Below are 18,107 nucleotides of genomic sequence, written 5' to 3'. Positions count from 1 at the left end.
GGCCCGCGGTTGCGAGTGCGGCGATGGCGTCCGATGGTGGGAGGTGGACTGTCACAGCAACCCACGTGCGCAAGCGATCCAACAACCGAAAGGCTTCCAGCTTGCTGGTGCCGGAGTCGGATTGCCTGTGGGGCACAGTGCAGTTGCCGAACATGCCGAGGAGCTCTTTGGCGGGGGGGGTTGAAGAAGCTCTTTGGCGGGTTTCTCCGATGCCTCCGGAGCAGATTGTGGCTGCCTGGCGGGCAGAGCCCCAAGCCCAAGGTGGATGGGTGGTGGAGTGGGGTATGTGCCGGCGCACCACCTTGACCCAACAAATGGCGAACCACGGTTTTGCAGAGAATGCGCCTGTCTATCTGATGCGCCAGGGTCGAGCCCTCCCGGTCCGCAGCGCTGCATGGCGCAAGCAGGACCGCCATCAGCGTTGGATGGATTGGGGGGGGGGCATATTGCTGCTGGTATTGCTCGCAGTGCTGTCGTTGCCCGCGCTCATGCCACTGGTCTTGAAGCGCCAGGCGGTGGTGCGTGCCGTTGAGCATGTCAGCATGCTGGAGCCCAAGGCGGCGCCTTTGCGCCAGAAGATGGATGAGTTGCGTCGCCAGGCCGAACTGGCGGACGAACTTCGCAAGAACATTAGTACGGATCTACCTCTCGCCAGTGTCATTGACGCGCTGTCGGCAGCCATTCCTGCCGACACGTGGCTGGACCGCATTGAGGTCAATGGCAGCGAGATCAAGATTACGGGTTTGACGGCGAACGCCACGGAACTCATTGGACACCTGGGGCGCCAGCCTGGTTTGGTCGATGTGCGTGCTACGGGGGCCAACGTGCGCGATGGCACCCTGAACAAGGAGCGCTTTACCTTTGAGATGCGCTGGCGAGGTGAGGGAGCAAAGCCATGAAAATGAATGTGTGGCGTCGCCGTTCGGTGGTTTTTCTGCTGCTGCTGTTTGTTGGTGTGCTGGCTTGCGCCGCATTGATCTATAGAACCCTCTGGGTTCGCTACGACAACGCTCTGCAGCAGTTGGAGCCTCGCAGCGAACGTCTCGAAGGGGTTGTGAATGCCGGTTCCGAAATCGAAACGCTGCTTGGTTCTGCGAGCAGCACTGTGGCGCCCTTGTTGCACCCTGCTGGTGAAACTTCGCAAAACGATATCCAGCAAAAGCTTCGTCAAATGATCATGGCTTCTGGCAGCACGCTGGTTTCATCCCAGGTTGCGCTGGAGCCTGGAGTGGATGGCAAGCTGGCGCGCATACGACTTACTGCGACTGTTAGCGGCGAATGGGTCAAGCTGGTGAGTTTCATGGAAAGTCTCCAGACGCACCGCCCTCCTTTCTGGGTGCGCACTGCCAACATCACGCGTGAGGGAGCCAGTTCTGGCGCTGGTCCGCAAAATGCACGCCTGTCTTTGCAACTGGAAGCCCCCTTGGCGCCAGAGAAGGCCAAGCCATGATCAAACCTTGGTACCTTGGCCCCGTTTTGGGTGCCGTAGCTTTGGCTGCGAGCGTCTACTGGTGGCATGCCGAAAAAGAACGCTGGGTCCCCCCGCCGGCACGTAGGCCTGATCTGCCGAAGGTCGAGCCTATGCCGCAAGCGATAAAGGTCCGTGCGAAGCAGGCTGTCGAGCAGCCTTTGCTGTGGATGTCTCGGCGTCCGGTGGCGGTGGATGTGAAAAAGAGCAGTCTGGTCACAGAGTTGATGCAGTCACGCCTCACCGCCGTGCTGGAGTCTGGCAGCGACAGGGTCGCCATCTTGCAGCGCCCAGATGGCAGCACCCTCAAGATCACCGGGGAAACCAAACCCTGGCGAGTTGAATCCTTTGATGGCCGCAAGGCATTCTTTGTGTCTGCAGATGACCAACGCGTGGAACGCCCACTGGAAGCCGGAAGTGCTGCGACCGTGAAGGCCGGGCCGATCGGTGATCGCCTGCGCAGGCCTGCAACAAATCAGTAAGCCCCTGTGGCATACCCCAATATTGGAGCTATCTCTATGAACATTCGGCCTTCCATCCTCTTGCTCGCGTTGCTGGCGGCAGGCTGTGCCAGTACGCAGGGTGGTCCTGCGGCGTCCAGCGCGGCAGAGTCCAAGGTCGCGGTTGCAGGGGCCTCGGGCCCATCGCAAGCTGCCGCTACTGTGGCACCTGCGCCTACGCTGGTGGCGCCAAACGCCGTACAGGCAGCATCATCGGCCGGGGAGCAGGCGCAAAAGAGTGCACCTTCCAGTACGAAGCTTTATCCCGGCAACGACCAGTTCTTCAAGCGCGATAAGGCGCCTGTGGTTGATCCAGTCCTTGCCAAGGGCGACAAGGTAGCGCTCAATTTTGAGAATGTGACTGTCAGCAACCTGGCGGTGGCGCTGCTGGGCGATCTGCTCAAACTCAACTACACCATTGATGCAGGCGGAGACACGGTGGTGAGTCTGCATACGCGCCAACCACTGGCGCGCAATCAGGTGCTGGATGTGTTGGATGCGGTGCTGTTGCCTCACGACCTTGCTATCGTTCGCGACAACGCGGGGGTCTACCACGTGACCAAACGCACTGTCACCCTGGGCGCGCGTCCGGTGGTGGGGGCATCTAAATTCAAGGACCTCTCGGGTGCCGGGACGGTCATCGTTCCCTTGAACCACATTGCAGCGGCCGAAATGGCCAAGATTCTGGCGCCCATCGCACCGCGTGAGGCCATCGTCTACGTGGACTCCATGCGCAACTTGCTGGTGCTGCAGGGCAGCAAGGCCCAGTTGGGTGGCTGGCTGGAAATGGTAGAAGCGTTCGACGTGGACTTTCTCTCAGGCATGTCGCTCGGGGTGTTCGTACTGGAAAACGCCAACGTCAATGTGGTGCGTGATGCCCTGCAGGCGATGCTAGGCTCCGACAAATCCTCCGATCCCTACGGTGGTGGTAGTGCCGCTCCTGCAGGGGGTGCGCCCAACACCGCAGGTGGCACCGCGGCCGCAGGTGGCAGCGCCAGCGGTGCCGGCGCCCAGATGGCGACCCCACTGGGTGGCTTGATTCGCGTCTTTCCAGTTGAACGTCTGAATGCTCTGGTCGTGGTCACGCCGCGCAGCCACCTGTTGGCACAGGTGGAAACCTGGATTCGCCGCCTGGACCGCCCTACCGACACTCTGGAAGCCAGCCTGTTTGTGTATCCGGTGCAAAACGGTTCAGCTTTGCAGTTGGCGGAGATGCTCAATGGTTTGTTCGGTGGCCAGTCCGGGCAGGCCAAGTCGGGAGGCGTGGCGGCAGGCTCGGCGCCCACGCAGTTCTCCCAGGGGGCGGGGATGGGGGGCTCCGGCTTGGGTACAGGCAATACGGGTAGTTCCAACAGTCTCTATGGCAATACCGGCAGTGCTGGGACGGGCAGCAGTCCCATGGGCGCTGCACTCGGAGCCGGTGGAAACAGGACATCATCCAACAACACGTCCCTCACGTCGACGAGCCAATTGGACGGCAATGTTCGTGTGGTTGCGGATGAGAAGCGCAACGCTCTGCTGATCCGCGCTCCGCGTACCGAATACCGCCGGATCGAGCAAGCCCTGCGCGAACTCGACAAGGCTCCAATGCAGGTGTTGATTGAGGCCAGCATCGTGGAGGTGAGCCTCACGGGTAACCTGGAATACGGTGTTGAGTGGTATCTGCAGAACGGTCTTGGTAGCGGTCGTGAAGGCCAGGCTTTACTGGACGCGAACAAGGACACCGGCATAGGCGCCAAACGGCCTGGTTTTTCGTACACCATTGTCAATCTAGACAAGGCGAACCTAGTCCGAGCGACGCTCAATGCCCTCGCCTCCAAATCCCAGGTGCGACTACTGTCAAATCCGTCGGTGCTTGTGTTGAACAATCACAATGCCACCATTCAGGTTGGGCAGCAGCAGCCTATTACTACCTCCACGGCCGTCTCTACTGGCAACAATCTTGTTACCCAATCCATCACCTACAAAGACACTGGTGTGATGCTGTCTGTAACGCCATCCGTGAATGCGGGTGGATTGATTTCAATGGACATTTCTCAGCAAGTGACAGACGTGGGTGAACAGGATGTAGCGACTACGCAACGCGTTTTTCAGACCCGGCAACTTCAAACGCGGGTCGCAGTACGTTCTGGTGAGTCCATCGTGCTGGGCGGGTTGATCCGCGAAAATGACAGTGGCTCTCGCAGCGGTGTGCCCGGTCTTGCTGATATTCCGGTGCTTGGTGCGTTGTTCTCGACCACTGCCAACACCCGCAATCGCACAGAACTGCTGGTGCTAATGACGCCCCGTGCCTTGGAAAACGATGACCAATTGCGTTCTGCCAGTGCTGAGATGCGTGAACGTATGCGTTCCATGTCTTTGCAGGCGCAGCCCATGAGTTTTCGACCAGCGGATACGCCACTACAGCCTTGGCGCTGAATGGCGCTTTGAAAAAAGTGCCCAGTGAGCGTGGGTACGTATATAGATAGTCAATCAGGAGATTCGTTACATGACAAAACCCGTTTCCCGTCGTCATCTGATCGTGACTCTGGCCGCGCCTGCGGTTCTGACTGTTCTGGGGGGGTGTACTGCCGCTAGTGGTGTATTGGTGTCTACCGAAGATGACCAAGCGGCACTGCTAAAGCGTGCGCAGGCTTACTGGGCTCTCATTCGCAGCAATGACCGTGTGGGGGCATGGGCTTACGAAGAACTCTCCAAAGATTCAAGCGCTACGCTGGAAGCCTATTTAAAGCGGGGAGGGGTCACGTACGATGCGGTGGAGGTCCGTGGCGTGCGCAGCATTGACGGAGATCGCGCTATCGTCAACGTGTGGATGCGCTACTCCCTACCGTTGTTGCGTGTAAAAAAACAGGAATCTGTTCTGGAAGATGAATGGCGCCGGATTGATGGTGTGTGGCACCATGTGCAGCGCCGTAGTGTCATGTTCCCAACACCGTCGTGATGGTTCGTTGTTTGGGTGCAACAAACTGCTGTGCAGTGGTTTTCTGGCTGAAATAGGTTGAAAAAATCGAAGGTATCAGTATAAGATTGCATCAACCCAAACGGAGTACGGATGGGTTGCAGATCCCGCACAGGGTGGGAAAGCTTCCTTCAATTATCTAAGGACTGAGAAGATGAAAAAATTTGCAATGGCAGCCGTTGCAGCCGCTGCGCTGAGTGCAGGTGTGGCGCAGGCGTACACCGTGGGTACGTACAGCAATGGTTTCGTGGTTCCTAACGTGATCCACAACGGCGACGCCGATACCACCGCAGTGGGTATCGTCAACCAAACCGGCAACGTTGTGCCTGTGTTCTGGACGTTCTTCGATGCGAACTCCAACCACGTCACCGACGGTTGCTTCCCCATGACCAACAAGGACTTCGAGCCCTTCATCTGGTCGCAACAGTCCGGTACCGGTCTGGCTGGCACGCGTGGTTACTTGGTGTTCGCCGTGGGTGCTAACACTGCCTCCACCACTGTTGCTGGCGCTTGCAATGTTGCAAACGCAGCTGGTGGCATGGGCGTTGGCCAAATCGGCGCTAGCGCTTTCCATGTGAGCACCGCTACGCAAGACGTGGCTTATGTTCCAGTGATCGATGGTCCTCTGACCCTGGCTACTGGTACCGATCTGACGACCATGGGCCCCCTGAGCCTGTTGGCCGTTGCCGGTGCTCGTGCTGTGACGGCTGGTGCTCCTTCGGTTGTGCCTGCTTTCAGCATGCGCTACGCCGTGGACAGCGCCCTGAACGCTGGCCTGGAAACCCGCATTGTGGTCTGGTCGACTGGTGACCATCGTGGTACCCACACGGTCAACATGTACGATGCGGCTCAAAACCGTAAGTCGGTGAACTTCGCTCTGGCCGAAGCTGAGCTGTCGTTCTTCAACCCAGAAACCATTCCTGGCCGTCCTGCAAACTTCACCGATGGCTTCATCGAGTGGTCGCCTATGGCTGCTGAGCCTTCGGATTACCCAGGTACTTCTGGTCAGTCGCTGTTCTCCTTGGGTGGTTCTGTGTTCACGTACAGCGTGATCAGCATTCCTGCCTTCGGCGCTGTGCAGTCCATCCTTGGCACGCACAACTAATTTTTCTTGAAACACACGGTGCTTGCACGGTGTGTAAAAAGAAAAATATGCGGCCCCATTGGGGCTGCTCTAAAAAATGGCGCCTTTCGGCGCCATTTTTTTTGCATGTCTGGGGTCTTTATGAAATTGTCTTGCTCTGTTCCTTTTCGACTTCTCGCGGTGCTGGGTGTTTGGGGTCTAGTGGGTTGCCAGATGCAGCCTGTATCTGTTGAAGGGGTGGGGGTTCCTCCTCCTGCCAAGGCGCCGGTAACTCAAGGGGCTTCTGATCGAATTGTCATTGAAGCTCCCATGGTCTGGGGGGGGGAGGTACGTTGTTTCGCCAAGGGCGAGTGCCGCTTCGTGTTGGTCGAACATGAAGAGGGAAGGGTGGTGCTGCACCAACTCAATGGAAGAGCTTCTCGACAGCTGGACCGCCAACCAGTGGCTTATCATCCGGATTCTGCGGTGTGGTTGTCGGACACTCTGGTGGCTGCCGCTGTTGAGGCTACGGGCAGTCTCGATATCTTCCGGGTGGAAGGGGGGCGCCTGGTGCGGGTCCATCAAGCGCCTGTAGGTTTTGCCCCACGTGATGTCATCTTGGTCAGTGCGTCGCAAGGCCAATACAAGATGTTGGCCACACCTTACAGCGGAAAGGAGGTGGCCTGGATCGATTGGCACGAAGACAACCGTCAGGCGGCTGTATCAAAAAAGGTACGATGGTGTGAGGCTCCGTGGCATCCTACGCGCGTAAATAAAATACCCGGCACTCAAAGTGGTGGGTTTGCCGTAGCGTGCCTTGACGACCGCAAGGTGGTTGCGGTTTCGGATTCAGACCTCTTGGCTACCCCCAGGGTGCTTGCTACTTTTGGTGCCATCGCTCGCCATGCCCGCCCTTCGCCTTCCGGTCAATGGTTGTATGTAGCTTTGGAAACGGGGGCGCGCAATGCCCGTATCAACATGCAAAGCGGGGAACTCCAATACATACAGTCACCTCTGACGGGCAGTGTTGCTGTTGCTCCACTGTCTGACGATTTGGTGGTGTGGGCTGAAGATGGAAAGATGTACCTTCAGCGCCTTGATGCTGATGCCAAAGTGCTGGAAACGCGCTGGATAAAGACCAGTGGGTTCTCTACGGGTTTGCAGCTCATCGATTTAGACGGAGATGGCGAGCGAGATCTGGTAGTGCTGAATTCCGTCGATGCCGTCGTGGATGTGATCTACGGCCCCATTTGGGATCGTGCTGCCGAACGCCTGTGAGTTATTTTTTGGATATTTCTATGACCCCTTCTTTGTGCAATCTGGGCTGGACTCGAGTCTTTGTAATGTGTGTTGCGGTCGCTACTGCCTCGCTGGCAAATGCGTCGGAGACGTTGGTTCGTTTATCCAATGGTGAAACGATTAGTCAAGATGACTTTTCGGCCTATGTGGAGAAGCGGGTAGATCTGCGTGCGTCCAGTCGCAATGTTTGGGGTGTACAAACCGTATTGCGGGAAATGGCCGCGGTACGAGTGCTATCCCTGGAGGGCGCGCGGATGGGGGAGCCGCGCCCAGAGGGAAAGGAGGGGCAGCGTTTTGATGATGTCTATGCACAAGCTGTCTATTCCAAATTGGTTCCTGCATGTGCACCTCCTGCCGACGAGAAGGCATCGCGTCAGTTTTTCAATGACCATCCTCAGGCATTCCGGGTGCCGCCGATGGCTCGGCTGAGTCGTGTGATTCTTCCTGCATCCGAGACCCTGGAGGGTGAGCCTGCTGCAGCTTGGCTTATGAAAGAGGCGGAAGCTGTTGCCTCTGGGAAGAAGTCGTTTGATGATCTGGTCAAGCAAGCAGAGGCTGTGTACAAGCTGGATACTCAAGGCGATTTGGGGTGGATTACCCTCTTTGACGAAGATGCCAGCGTGTTGCGTGTTTTGGCTACGACAAAACAAGGGGAGATGGTGGGGCCATTGCGTGAAGGGGATTTTGCCTATCTTTTCAAGGTGAATGAAAAACGTGAGGGACGTCAGTTGGCTTGGGCGGAGGTTGCGGTGTCTGTGCCCGCCCGTGCCATGTCCTTCTGTCGCCAGGAGGGGGTTAAGAAAGTTCGAAGCGACTTGTTTGCGAAATACGGTGTTGAACTGGATAACGTTGCGATCAGAGCGCTGTTCTTTAAGCAGCCTGCAGCCAAATAGTCGCTGTCAATGTCAGCAGCCGGGGTGTGGTGGTCGAGCTTGGTTTGGAGGGGCACAGTACAATGATCGGTTTTGCGAATTGCTGGGGCCTTGTTGCCGAAAATGTGCAATTTGACGATCAGGCGCGTGGCGCCACCTTCCTAGTGAGATCCCTGCAACTCTGCCAATGACTGAAATACGCGCCTCCGTGTTGATCCCCGTCAAGAACGGAGGGCCCTTGCTGGGTGAAGTGCTGGATGCTGTTCTCTCCCAGCAGGCCCCTTGGCCGTTCGAGGTCATCGTGGTCGATTCCGGGTCATCCGATGATTCTGTGGAATGTGCTCGTCAGCGTGGTATCCATGTAGAGAGCATTCCAGCTTCGGAGTTTGGCCATGGGCGTACCCGCAATTTGATGGCTTCCATGGCAAAGGGACAGTTTCTTGTGTTCATCACACAAGACGCGCGGCCGGCCAGCCCGCAATGGCTTGCCAACATGGTGCAAGGCTGCGATATTGATCCGAGTGTGGCGGGGGCTTTTGGCCCTCATCGGGCGCATCCCCAGGCTCGGCACGTCACCCATTGCGAACTGAACCAACATTTTGCAGGTTTCGGGGATAAGCTTTCAGTGGTCCGTCTCGAAGACCGTGCCCGATTTGCCAACGACCCTGGCTATCGCCAGTGGCTGCATTTTTTTTCCAGCAACAACTCCTGTATCCGCCGCTCCGTGTGGGAGCAACTGCCGTTGCCCGAGGTCGCGTTTGCTGAGGACCAGACATGGGCGCTGCGCGCCATTGAGGCTGGGCACGCGAAGGCCTTTGTGCCAGACGCGGTGGTCTATCACTCACATGATTTTGGTGTCTGGGAAACGCTGCAGCGCAATTTCGACGAAGCGCGTTCGTTTAATCTCTATTTTGGCTACCGCATCCAGGGCAGTCTCTTGCAGGCCTTGAGGTCTGGTGTGTACTTGGCGAAGCGAGACCTCGGCTGGTTGCGCAACGGTGGTTTGCGCGGCTGGCGCCTCTTCAAGAATGCCGTCTACATGGGTTTTATTGAAATGGCCCGGGTTGCAGGCCAATATCTGGGTACGCGGCACGACCGTCTGCCCACATGGCTATTGCGCTCTGTGTCGCGCGATGAGCAATTGCAGCGCGCAGGAGCCGTGTGACCATGGCGCTGAATCTGTCAAAAAAGATATGGCGTGTGAAAGAAATGGCGCGCAAAGAAGGCGTCTTTGCCGCTCTTCGCGCGGTGGTACGTCGCCTCCGCCAAGGGCCAGGACGGTATGTGGATGTCTTTCGACACTACGACTTTGCCCTCCCCTATGTTCTGCCTGCCCAGCCCGGTGAGGCCAAGCGGGGAACTCTGCTGTGGTTCATTCCTGATTTCAACGTCGGGTCCGGTGGACATCTGAACATCTTTCGCACCATCTGGCATCTGGAGCAGATGGGCTACGCCTCAAGCATCGTGATTGGCAAGCCCGTCATGCACCACGATGCGCAGGAGGCTCGAGAGTCCATCCGAAAAAATTTTTTCCCGCTGCAGGCGCAGATTCTGTTGGGTCTGGACGATCTGCCGCCGTGCGAGTTTGCTCTTGCCACTGGCTGGGACACGGCATATGCAGTACGTGCCTTCACGGGCGCCATGCACAAGCTGTATTTTGTGCAGGATTACGAGCCACATTTCTATCCCGTGGGGTCCGAGTCGGTGCTGGCACAGAACACTTACCACTTCGGATTTTTCGGTATCACGGCGGGTGGCTGGCTGGCCAGCAAGCTGGCGAACGACTATGGCATGGCCACTCACTCTGTAGGTTTTGGCGTGGAGCTCGAGCGCTATCGACGCCTGCCGCGCAGGGAACCGGAGATTCGTCGGGTATTTTTCTACGCGCGCCCCCCCACGCCCCGCAGGGCGTTTGAAATAGGCCTCCTGGTGCTGAACGCGGTGTGGGAGCGCATGCCTGAGGTGCAGTTTGTGCTGGCAGGCTGGGACACTGCCGGCTATCACATTCCGTTTCCGCACCTGGGCTGTGGCACGGTGGCGCTGGATGACCTGCCGGATCTTTACAGCCAGTGTGACGTGGCGCTGGTTCTATCGCTCACGAACGCATCCCTGTTGCCCCTGGAACTGATGGCCTCCGGTTGCGCCGTGGTTTCCAACCGAGGCCCCAATGTGGAGTGGCTGCTCAATGAGGAGGTGGCCGTTTTGGCAGAGTCTTCCCCTGAGGGGCTCGCGGATGCTGTTTGTGAGCTGCTGCGGGATGACGAACGGCGCCACGCACTGAGCGAACGTGCCGAGAGGTTCGCGCGGGCGCAGACGTGGGAAATGGTTGCAAAGGACTTTGAAGCGGCCCTGCTGCACGCGCGCGCCCAGGATCAGCGGGAGATTTTTTGATGCGTTGCGCGATTCTGGGAGGTGCTGGGTTTCTAGGCCGCCATATTGGACGTGCCATGGCGTCGGAAGGCGCTGAGGTGTGGTCGGTAGACCGTTCATTGCCGGCCGCGGGTAGTGCGCCTTGGCTAGCCGGTGAAGTACAGGCCGACTGCTTTGACCTCTCGTCTTGGTGGGATGTGGTGGGTGGTGCGGATGTGATTGTTCATCTGGCATCCTCCACCGTGCCGGCCACGGCCAGTGAGGATCCCATCCAGGACGTGCAGACCAATTTGGTAGGTACGTTGCGCCTACTTCAAGCACTGCGCAAAAAGGCTGCGCGGCCCAAGCTGCTGTTCGCGTCATCCGGCGGGGCTGTGTACGGACGGCCGCAATCTGTGCCTTTGTGCGAGTCTCACCCTACGATGCCGATGGGCGCCTACGGGGCAACCAAATTGGCGATTGAGCACCACTTGCGCATAGAGGAGGCTCAGCATGGTCTGCCATGCAGGATTCTGCGTTTGAGCAATCCTTACGGCGAGTGGCAACAGCCCCATGGTGTCCAGGGTGTGATTGCTGTTTTTGCACACCGTGCGCTCCGTTCACAGCCGCTGGATGTATGGGGGGACGGGTCCGTGGTACGAGATTTCGTCTATGCCGCTGATGTGGGGCATGCATTTGCAGCTGCGGCGCGCCATGAGGGCGAGACCCGTATTTTCAACATTGGGGGCGGAGCCGGGCACAGTGTGAATGACATTGTCCGTACCCTGGAACAATTACTGGGGCGTACCGTAGAGCGGCGCGTGTTTTCGGCGCGTCCCTTTGATCCACCGGTCAACGTGCTGGATATTCAGCGTGCCCAGAAAGAACTGCTCTGGAAACCAACGATGGCTTTCGAGGATGGGGTGGCCAAGTCGGTCGAATGGCTACGGACGGTAGCATGACGCGCCCAGCTTCCCACTCCACAGCGGTGTCATCGGCAGCGCCACGCAACCCGCGCCAGTTGTGGGTGCTTTGGCGATATTGGATGGTGCGCGAGTTCAAGACCCGCTACGCCGGTTCGGTGTTGGGTTTTGCTTGGGCTTTTGTCCAGCCTCTCGCCACGTTGGCAATTTTTTACGTTCTTTTCGGTCTGGTCTTGGCGGTGCGTGTGCCTGGGCTGGATGTCAGCAACGGCTATCTGCTGCACCTTTTGGCAGGGCTGGCCGTGTGGTTGCCCTTTACAGATGCAATCGGGCGAGGCGTGGGGTCTTTGGCCGCATATGAGGACTTTTTGCGCAAACAGCCCATGCCTGCGGAGATTCTGCCCGCCGTGTCGGTGGGGGGCAGTCTATTGGTCCTGGGCATTGGGTATGGGTTGTTGCTCATTCTGTCCGTTGCGCAGGGCGTGGGGCCGTATGCGTCGCTGGCTTGGTTGCCGGTGCTGGTGCTGGCCCAGATTGCCCTGACCTTTGGCCTCACGCTGTTGCTGAGCATGGCCCATTTCCTGTGGCGGGATGTGGGTTCCATGGTGGCCTTTGCGCTGCAGCTTTGGTTCTACCTGACGCCTGTTGTCTACCCGTTGTCCCAGGTGCCAGAGAAGTTCCACAATTGGTTTCTCTTCAATCCGGTGGCGTGCTTGGTGCTTATGGTGCAGAGCACTGTATTGCACATGCCGGTGCCATCGGGAACACCCCTCGCTCTGGTTGTGTGGGTGGTCTTGCTCGGTGGCGGCGGATGGTGGTTCTTTCGCTCGATGAAGTCTGCATTGGGCGAGGCCTTGTAAAGCCATGACGATACGCTTTGAGGGCATTGAAAAGACCTACATGGTTTACAGCCGTCCGCAGGACCGGCTGTGGGAGTGGGTGACACGCAAGCAGCGCCACCGCGTTCACGTAGCTTTGACGGGTGTGGATTTTGAAGTACAGGCGGGTGAAACGTTTGGCCTCATCGGCGAGAACGGTGCTGGCAAAAGCACCTTGTTGAAGATTGCCGCAGGCACTATCCGCCCCACCCGTGGGCAGGTGTCACAAGAAGGTCGCGTTGCCGCGTTGCTGGAGCTGGGCGCGGGCTTTCATCCCGAGGAGTCGGGCTACGACAACATCCGCTTCATGGCCGCGCTGCATGGCCTGGAGGGTTTGACCATGGAGGACTTCATTGTCCGAGCTACGGCATTCTCGGAGCTGACCAGAGAAACGCTTGAACGGCCGGTGAAGACCTACTCCTCGGGCATGTTCATGCGCTTGGCTTTTGCCGCCGCAACCGCCATTGACCCGGATGTATTGATCGTGGACGAGGCCCTGTCAGTGGGCGACCTGCACTTTCAGAAGAAAAGCCTAAACCGCATTCTGGAGCTGCGCGAGCGGGGCGCGACGGTGCTTTTCTGCTCCCACAACCTGTACCAAGTGAGAAGCCTATGCCAGCGGGCCGCCTGGATTCATGGCGGCCACGTGCAGGCGATTGGTGCCACCGAGGATGTGGTGACTGCCTACGAATCCCATGAGCGGCGCAGGTATGCCCATCTGCGGGTTGAGGCCCATGAGGCTGAAAAGAAGGACGCCGCTGCACAGCCCACAGCCGTCGCATCATCGGGCGCCCCTCTGGTAAAAATCGCGGGACTGACGATCGAGACCGGGGACGGCATCAATCCGGCACAGGTGGATTCGTTCCAGGATCTGTCGGTGGAGATTGAAATCGAGTCCTATGGGGATGCGCCGTTTCATGTACTGTTTGCGATCGTTCGCCCCGACAAGGACAACGTGTTTGGTACCAGCACGCAGTTCCGTGCTGATGGCACGCCGCTGCAGGGCATCGGCAGCCACCGTATTCGTGCCAGATTTCCACGATTGCCACTGCTGTCGGGTGAATACCTGTGGAGTGTGTATGTCCTGGATGATTCGGGCATCCAGGTGCTGGACATGGCCGAGCTGATCCAGCCCTTTACCGTCCTGAATCAGAAGCACCGCGAGTTTGGTGTCGCTTGGTTGGAGCACGAGTGGGTGCTGGCGGAATGACCCGTGCCTGGTCCCTGGACCTGCTTTTCCCCTGCATTGCCCGACTGCCTACAACCTTGCCCTGGAGGCTGGCCGGGCGGGTGGGGCGTGGCGAGTCGGCGACCGAGCGCGAGCACCTGCTGCTCTGGCTTGAAAATCTGTTCGCGCGGGTGTTCCCCCAAGCGACGGCAGAGCAGCATGTGCAATGGGCGCGTGCCCATCTGGCGATGTTGGCGCAGGAGATGGTGGATGCCATGGCGTTCAGCCGCCTGGGCCGTCCCGGGGGACCGGCCATTGACCTGCAGGGTGCGGAATTCGCCAAGGAGTTGGTCCGCCAAGGCAAGGGCTTTATCCTGGTTCTGAATCACTATGACCGGCTTTTGACTGCTCCGGTTGCCTTGGCAAGAGAGGGGATTGCCACCAATGTCCTGACCATGCCGGTCTTGGACAACCCGGAGCTTGCGGTGGCGCAGCGCCGGTTTTTGCTGCGGAAAATTCAGGGCTATACCGAGGTGACCGGTGGAAAATGGCATACCACCAGTGAAGGGCTACGCTCGGTGCATGAAAGCCTGCGGGCGGGGCAAGGGTGGGTCATTCTGGCGGATGCATGGCGGCCCGAGTTTGGCCGTCTGCGCGGTAGTCCTTTTCTGGGCGGGCGACTGAACCTGCCCACTGGTATTGAGCGCTTGGCGCAATCCACGGGCGTGCCGCTGCTGCATGCTGTGACTTATTCGCGGCGCCCTGACCGCCTGGAGGTTGTCGTGGAACCATTGTCGGAAGATCCCAGGGAGGCGATGGATAAAGTCATTCAGCGGCTTGAACAGGATGTGCAGGCCCGACCCTGGGCTTGGTGGCAGTGGGGGCTGTGGGATCAGATGTGGCAACCGGAACCGGGGCCAAAGGCGGAGGGAAATCCATGACCAATATTGAGCGATACGACTACGCATTCGACCCGGACGGCGAGGAATGGGCTGCCCGCTTGCTGCGCCGCGTACCGTCTGGCGGAGGCTCGGTGCTGGAGCTTGGGCCGGGGCCTGGCGCCATGACCCGGGTTTTGCTGGCGCGAGGCCATCGGGTCACGGTGGTGGAAAACGACCCCGAGGCACTGGACGTGCTCAAGACATTGGATGTGGAGATCATCTCCGGAAACCTGGATGGGGCTGACTGGCTGGATGCGGTCAAGGGTCGGCAGTTTGATACGGTGATGGCCTGTGATGTGCTGGAGCACCTCAGAAAACCGGAAGACGTATTGCAACGGTTGAGCGAATTTGTCGCTCCCATGGGTTGTCTGCTGATTTCCGTCCCGAATATTGCCTATGCCGGGGTGCTGGCTGCAATGCGCAGCGGGATCTTCGACTATTCCGACAAAGGGCAGTTAGACAGAACCCATGTTCACTTCTTTACCAAACGCAGCATCGAAAAGGTGCTGCTGGACTGTGGGTGGGCTCCAAGAGTCTGGGAAGCCAACAGGGTGCCTGTCGAATGCAGTGAATTTGCGGGGCACTGGAGTGCGCTGTCTGGCGACCAGCGGCAGGCGTTGATGGCAGGGTGGCAGGACTTCGATGTCTACCAGTGGATGGTGATGGTCACTCCTTCTGTGGATGCCCCGACATGGGAGCTGAAAGAGGCCCGGGGCATGGTGGACAGCATGCGTGATGAGTTGCAGGCCCTCACGGTGCTGCACCAGCGCGAAAGAGCCTCGCTGCTTGAGCATCAGAAGGCCTTTGCGGAAGCCAAGGAAGTCATTGCGAAACTGCAGCAAGAGATCAACGCGTTGCGCACAGGTGGGGATTCGCTGCGTTCCGAAAAGGCCGCGGTGGAGTCGGAGCTAGCAAAGACGCGAATAGAGTTGCAGGCCAGGACGGCGGAGCTGACTGACCGTGCTTGGCGCAGCCGTTGGCGCAGGCTCATGGGTTCGCATCACAGCCATTGAGCGCGACGGACATGCTGCTGGGAATTCCAGATTTCGCTACGTCACACGCAGGTGTGGACCGAATGGGCGTCGATTGCCGGATCGACCCGTCCGTTTCCGTCATGCGGTTTGGGCAACGCGCCGATGTGTTGTGCTTGGCCGATGGCGTCAGCATCTACGCCCAGACACGGCTGGTGCTGGGGGATGTGGTGGCAGACCCCTGCGTGGGTATCCACATCGGCGCCCGCACCATCGTTAACGTGGGTGGGTACCTGTCTGGTGAGGGTGGTCTGGAGATTGGCGACGATGTCCTGATTGGTCCCCATGCCAAGCTGCTGTCTGCAGGCCACGCCATCGATGAAGGTGATTCTGTCATTGCGCGCAACCGTATCACCCGGGCAAAAATCGTTGTAGAAGATGGCGCCTGGATAGGTGCGGGTGCCATTGTCCTGGAGGGTGTCACCATTGGCCGGGGTGCCGTGGTGGCAGCGGGGGCGCTGGTGCGGCAGGACGTGCCTGCGGGGATGGTGGCAGCAGGCATGCCCGCTCGGCTGATCCGTTCAAGGAAGGGGGATGCATGGCCCGTAGCGGAGACTCCCACCCCCTGGTTTCAACGGGCCGGTGCTGAACTGAAACGTTTCTTTCGCCAAGAACGCGAGATCAAATGACAACAAAAAGTGTGTTTTGCCAGGGGGTTGAAGGCGCTGAGCGCCTGTTTCGTGAAGCGCCAAGCCTACGCGGCGCCGTGCTTTCGGTTTTCTTGCTGTTGGGACTGCTGCCGTCCTCTTGGGCCGACCAAGTGTGGGAGTTTGTGGATGGGGACGGCGTGACCCACATCGGCAATGTGCCCCCTTCCGCCGCATCGCGGGGCGTGATCTGGCTCAACCGTGTGCCACCTGTTTCGGTGATGAAGGGCAAGGATCGTGGTCCTTCTGCACTGCAGTTTTCGGGCTACGACGACGTCAAGCAGCACCTGGAAGCAGCGGCAGTGGCGCAGTCGCTAGACCCAGCCTTTGTGATTGCCGTTGCCGCTGCAGAGTCGGCTTTCAATGTAAAGGCCGTTTCGCGCAAAGGTGCACTGGGGCTGATGCAGGTCATGCCCGCAACGGCCGAACGCTATGGGGTTGCTGCGCGCCCATCCTCGGAAGGAGAGCATGCTGCGATGGAGCCCAAGGTGAATGCGCAGATTGGCACCCGCTACCTCGCCGATCTGCTGCGCATGTTTGATGGCGACAAGGAGCTGGCGCTGGCTGCTTACAACGCTGGTGAAGGTGCTGTGATCAAGCATGGTCGGCGAATCCCACCGTATCCCGAAACACAGCAGTATGTGGAAAAGGTGATGCGTTTTTACCGTGGCATGCTTCGGTAGCGCGCCAGGTTTTTGACCACGTGAACCTTGCCATGGCCTGCTGGGAGCTGCCGAGGGTTAGGCTGATCTCGGTCGCAGATCTTTGTGGCTTCTTTCCGCAGGGTTCTCCGCACCAAATGGCAATATTCCACACCAACGTGCCCAAGCATCCAGCAGAGGGGCGGCCGGCTAGCGCTTTCTTACAGGCGCCTTGTCCGAGTGCGGGTACCATCGGCCGCTCATGATCTGGTTATCTGTGGTGGCATTCATCGTGGCAGCGTTGGCGGCAGGGTTCATCGTGCGGTGGATGCACAGCCATGCTTCCGTCTATGGCAATGGCATGCCCCAGCGCTTTCATCTGGGGGACGTTCCCCGTCTGGGCGGTGCCGCGTTGCTGCTGGGCATCGGGTGCAGCTGGGGTCTCGGTGTCCTGCAATCCACCCATTGGGGGGACCCCGGCTCGCTCAAGCTCGGGGCTTGGGTGGGGGGCTGGCTGGTGGCCTTGCTGCCGGCCGCGCTGGGGGGTATCGCGGAGGACATGACCCAGCGCCTGTCTGTGCGATACCGGTTAAGTCTGACCGGCGCATCGGGTGCTCTGGCGGTGATCCTGCTGGATCTGACCTTGCCGCGCATGGGGTGGCCTTGGCTGGACGCCCTGCTGGCCGCTGCACCGTGGCTCGGCGTTGCGGTTGTTGTCCTGGCCGTTGCGGGGCTTCCCCATGCGTTCAACATCATCGATGGCTACAACGGCCTGGCTGGCATGGTGGCCCTCATCGTCTGCCTGGCTCTGGCCCACGTGGCCCTGCAAGTGGGAGACCGTGCACTGGCTGCCCTGTTGGTGTCCACAGCAGCGGCGACGGGCGGTTTTCTGGTCTGGAACTACCCGCGCGGCATGTTGTTCGCGGGGGATGGCGGTGCCTACGTGTGGGGTGGCGTGATTGCCCTGGCCAGCATTTCCCTGGTGCAGCGCAACGCGGATGTGTCGCCGTGGTTCCCGATGCTTTTGCTGATCTACCCCGTGTGGGAAACGATCTTCTCGATCTACCGCAAGACCGTGCGGGGGGTGTCTCCTGGCGTGGCCGATGCGTTGCACTTTCATCAGTTGATCTACCGCCGTATCGTGCGAGGCGTCTTCCATGACGACGAATCGCGCAGGGTACTGATGCGCAACAACCGCACCTCCCCCTACCTCTGGGGCTTTACCCTGCTGACTGTGGTCCCTGCGGTGCTGTTCTGGAGCAATACCCCGCTGCTGATGGCATTTTGCGGCCTGTTCGTCATCAGCTATGTGATGGCTTATCTGGCCATTGTGCGTTTCAAGGTGCCCAACTGGTTGCGTCACTGACG

Annotated in this window: 18 protein-coding genes; all 18 read left to right on the top strand. The window is 59.1% G+C overall.

From position 1 onward, the window contains the following. The first annotated feature begins 314 nt into the window (after positions 1 to 314). The 18 genes from ASE52_RS26370 (at position 315) to ASE52_RS21965 (ending at position 18,105) form a co-directional block, all read left to right on the top strand. Entirely contained in the window at positions 315 to 899 is a 585-nt protein-coding gene (locus tag ASE52_RS26370; RefSeq protein ID WP_241777078.1) for a PilN domain-containing protein, read from the top strand. Further along, a complete protein-coding gene (gene gspM / locus ASE52_RS22045) occupies positions 896 to 1,450 on the top strand; it encodes a type II secretion system protein GspM (protein ID WP_198928148.1) in 555 nt (184 codons plus the stop codon). The genes ASE52_RS26370 and gspM overlap by 4 nt, the downstream gene beginning before the upstream one ends. Beyond that, complete coding sequence (locus ASE52_RS26365) at positions 1,447 to 1,950, top strand: hypothetical protein (RefSeq protein WP_241777077.1); 504 nt, start codon at positions 1,447 to 1,449, stop codon at positions 1,948 to 1,950. Before gspM ends, ASE52_RS26365 begins: the two co-directional genes overlap by 4 nt. A 36-nt stretch (positions 1,951 to 1,986) precedes the next feature. Beyond that, positions 1,987 to 4,386, top strand: coding sequence for a type II secretion system secretin GspD (gene gspD / locus ASE52_RS22035; RefSeq protein WP_057229230.1), 2,400 nt, complete (start codon positions 1,987 to 1,989; stop codon positions 4,384 to 4,386). A gap of 70 nt (positions 4,387 to 4,456) precedes the next feature. Further along, a complete protein-coding gene (locus tag ASE52_RS25385) occupies positions 4,457 to 4,909 on the top strand; it encodes a hypothetical protein (protein WP_082606986.1) in 453 nt (150 codons plus the stop codon). Positions 4,910 to 5,081: 172 nt separating this feature from the next. Then, positions 5,082 to 6,032 (top strand): hypothetical protein, encoded by a 951-nt coding sequence (locus ASE52_RS22030; protein ID WP_057229228.1) that lies wholly within the window; start codon positions 5,082 to 5,084, stop codon positions 6,030 to 6,032. Positions 6,033 to 6,038: 6 nt separating this feature from the next. After that, positions 6,039 to 7,268: a VCBS repeat-containing protein gene (locus ASE52_RS25860; protein ID WP_140426314.1), complete on the top strand. Its 1,230-nt coding sequence runs from the start codon at positions 6,039 to 6,041 to the stop codon at positions 7,266 to 7,268. Between the two features lie 20 nt (positions 7,269 to 7,288). Further along, positions 7,289 to 8,182, top strand: a complete 894-nt coding sequence (locus ASE52_RS22015) for a peptidylprolyl isomerase (protein ID WP_241777076.1) — start codon at positions 7,289 to 7,291, stop codon at positions 8,180 to 8,182. A 166-nt stretch (positions 8,183 to 8,348) separates the two neighbouring features. Beyond that, on the top strand, positions 8,349 to 9,326 hold the full coding sequence (locus ASE52_RS22010; RefSeq protein ID WP_082606985.1) for a glycosyltransferase family 2 protein: 978 nt from the start codon (positions 8,349 to 8,351) through the stop codon (positions 9,324 to 9,326). 2 nt (positions 9,327 to 9,328) lie between these two features. Beyond that, positions 9,329 to 10,552, top strand: coding sequence for a glycosyltransferase family 4 protein (locus tag ASE52_RS22005; protein ID WP_198928147.1), 1,224 nt, complete (start codon positions 9,329 to 9,331; stop codon positions 10,550 to 10,552). Continuing rightward, positions 10,552 to 11,472 (top strand): NAD-dependent epimerase/dehydratase family protein, encoded by a 921-nt coding sequence (locus ASE52_RS22000; protein ID WP_010462561.1) that lies wholly within the window; start codon positions 10,552 to 10,554, stop codon positions 11,470 to 11,472. Before ASE52_RS22005 ends, ASE52_RS22000 begins: the two co-directional genes overlap by 1 nt. Further along, positions 11,451 to 12,293 carry an ABC transporter permease gene (locus ASE52_RS21995; protein WP_347230965.1) on the top strand — a complete coding sequence of 281 codons (843 nt, stop codon included), beginning with the start codon at positions 11,451 to 11,453 and terminating at the stop codon, positions 12,291 to 12,293. Before ASE52_RS22000 ends, ASE52_RS21995 begins: the two co-directional genes overlap by 22 nt. A gap of 4 nt (positions 12,294 to 12,297) precedes the next feature. After that, positions 12,298 to 13,521 (top strand): ABC transporter ATP-binding protein, encoded by a 1,224-nt coding sequence (locus tag ASE52_RS21990; RefSeq protein ID WP_057229218.1) that lies wholly within the window; start codon positions 12,298 to 12,300, stop codon positions 13,519 to 13,521. Continuing rightward, positions 13,518 to 14,420 carry a hypothetical protein gene (locus ASE52_RS21985; protein ID WP_198928146.1) on the top strand — a complete coding sequence of 301 codons (903 nt, stop codon included), beginning with the start codon at positions 13,518 to 13,520 and terminating at the stop codon, positions 14,418 to 14,420. Before ASE52_RS21990 ends, ASE52_RS21985 begins: the two co-directional genes overlap by 4 nt. Then, entirely contained in the window at positions 14,417 to 15,433 is a 1,017-nt protein-coding gene (locus ASE52_RS21980) for a class I SAM-dependent methyltransferase (protein WP_057229214.1), read from the top strand. Before ASE52_RS21985 ends, ASE52_RS21980 begins: the two co-directional genes overlap by 4 nt. Before the next feature lie 62 nt (positions 15,434 to 15,495). After that, positions 15,496 to 16,080, top strand: coding sequence for an acyltransferase (locus ASE52_RS21975; protein WP_057229212.1), 585 nt, complete (start codon positions 15,496 to 15,498; stop codon positions 16,078 to 16,080). Then, positions 16,077 to 16,781 (top strand): lytic transglycosylase domain-containing protein, encoded by a 705-nt coding sequence (locus tag ASE52_RS21970; RefSeq protein WP_198928145.1) that lies wholly within the window; start codon positions 16,077 to 16,079, stop codon positions 16,779 to 16,781. The genes ASE52_RS21975 and ASE52_RS21970 overlap by 4 nt, the downstream gene beginning before the upstream one ends. Positions 16,782 to 17,001: 220 nt before the next feature. After that, a complete protein-coding gene (locus ASE52_RS21965) occupies positions 17,002 to 18,105 on the top strand; it encodes a glycosyltransferase (RefSeq protein ID WP_057229210.1) in 1,104 nt (367 codons plus the stop codon). The last annotated feature ends 2 nt before the right edge of the window (positions 18,106 to 18,107 follow it).

The organism is Acidovorax sp. Root275 (genome assembly GCF_001428965.1).
In the GTDB taxonomy this organism is placed as follows: Bacteria; Pseudomonadota; Gammaproteobacteria; order Burkholderiales; family Burkholderiaceae_C; genus Acidovorax; species Acidovorax radicis.
Note: the sequence above shows the minus strand (reverse complement) of the source record. Positions and strands in the feature narration are given on the sequence as shown.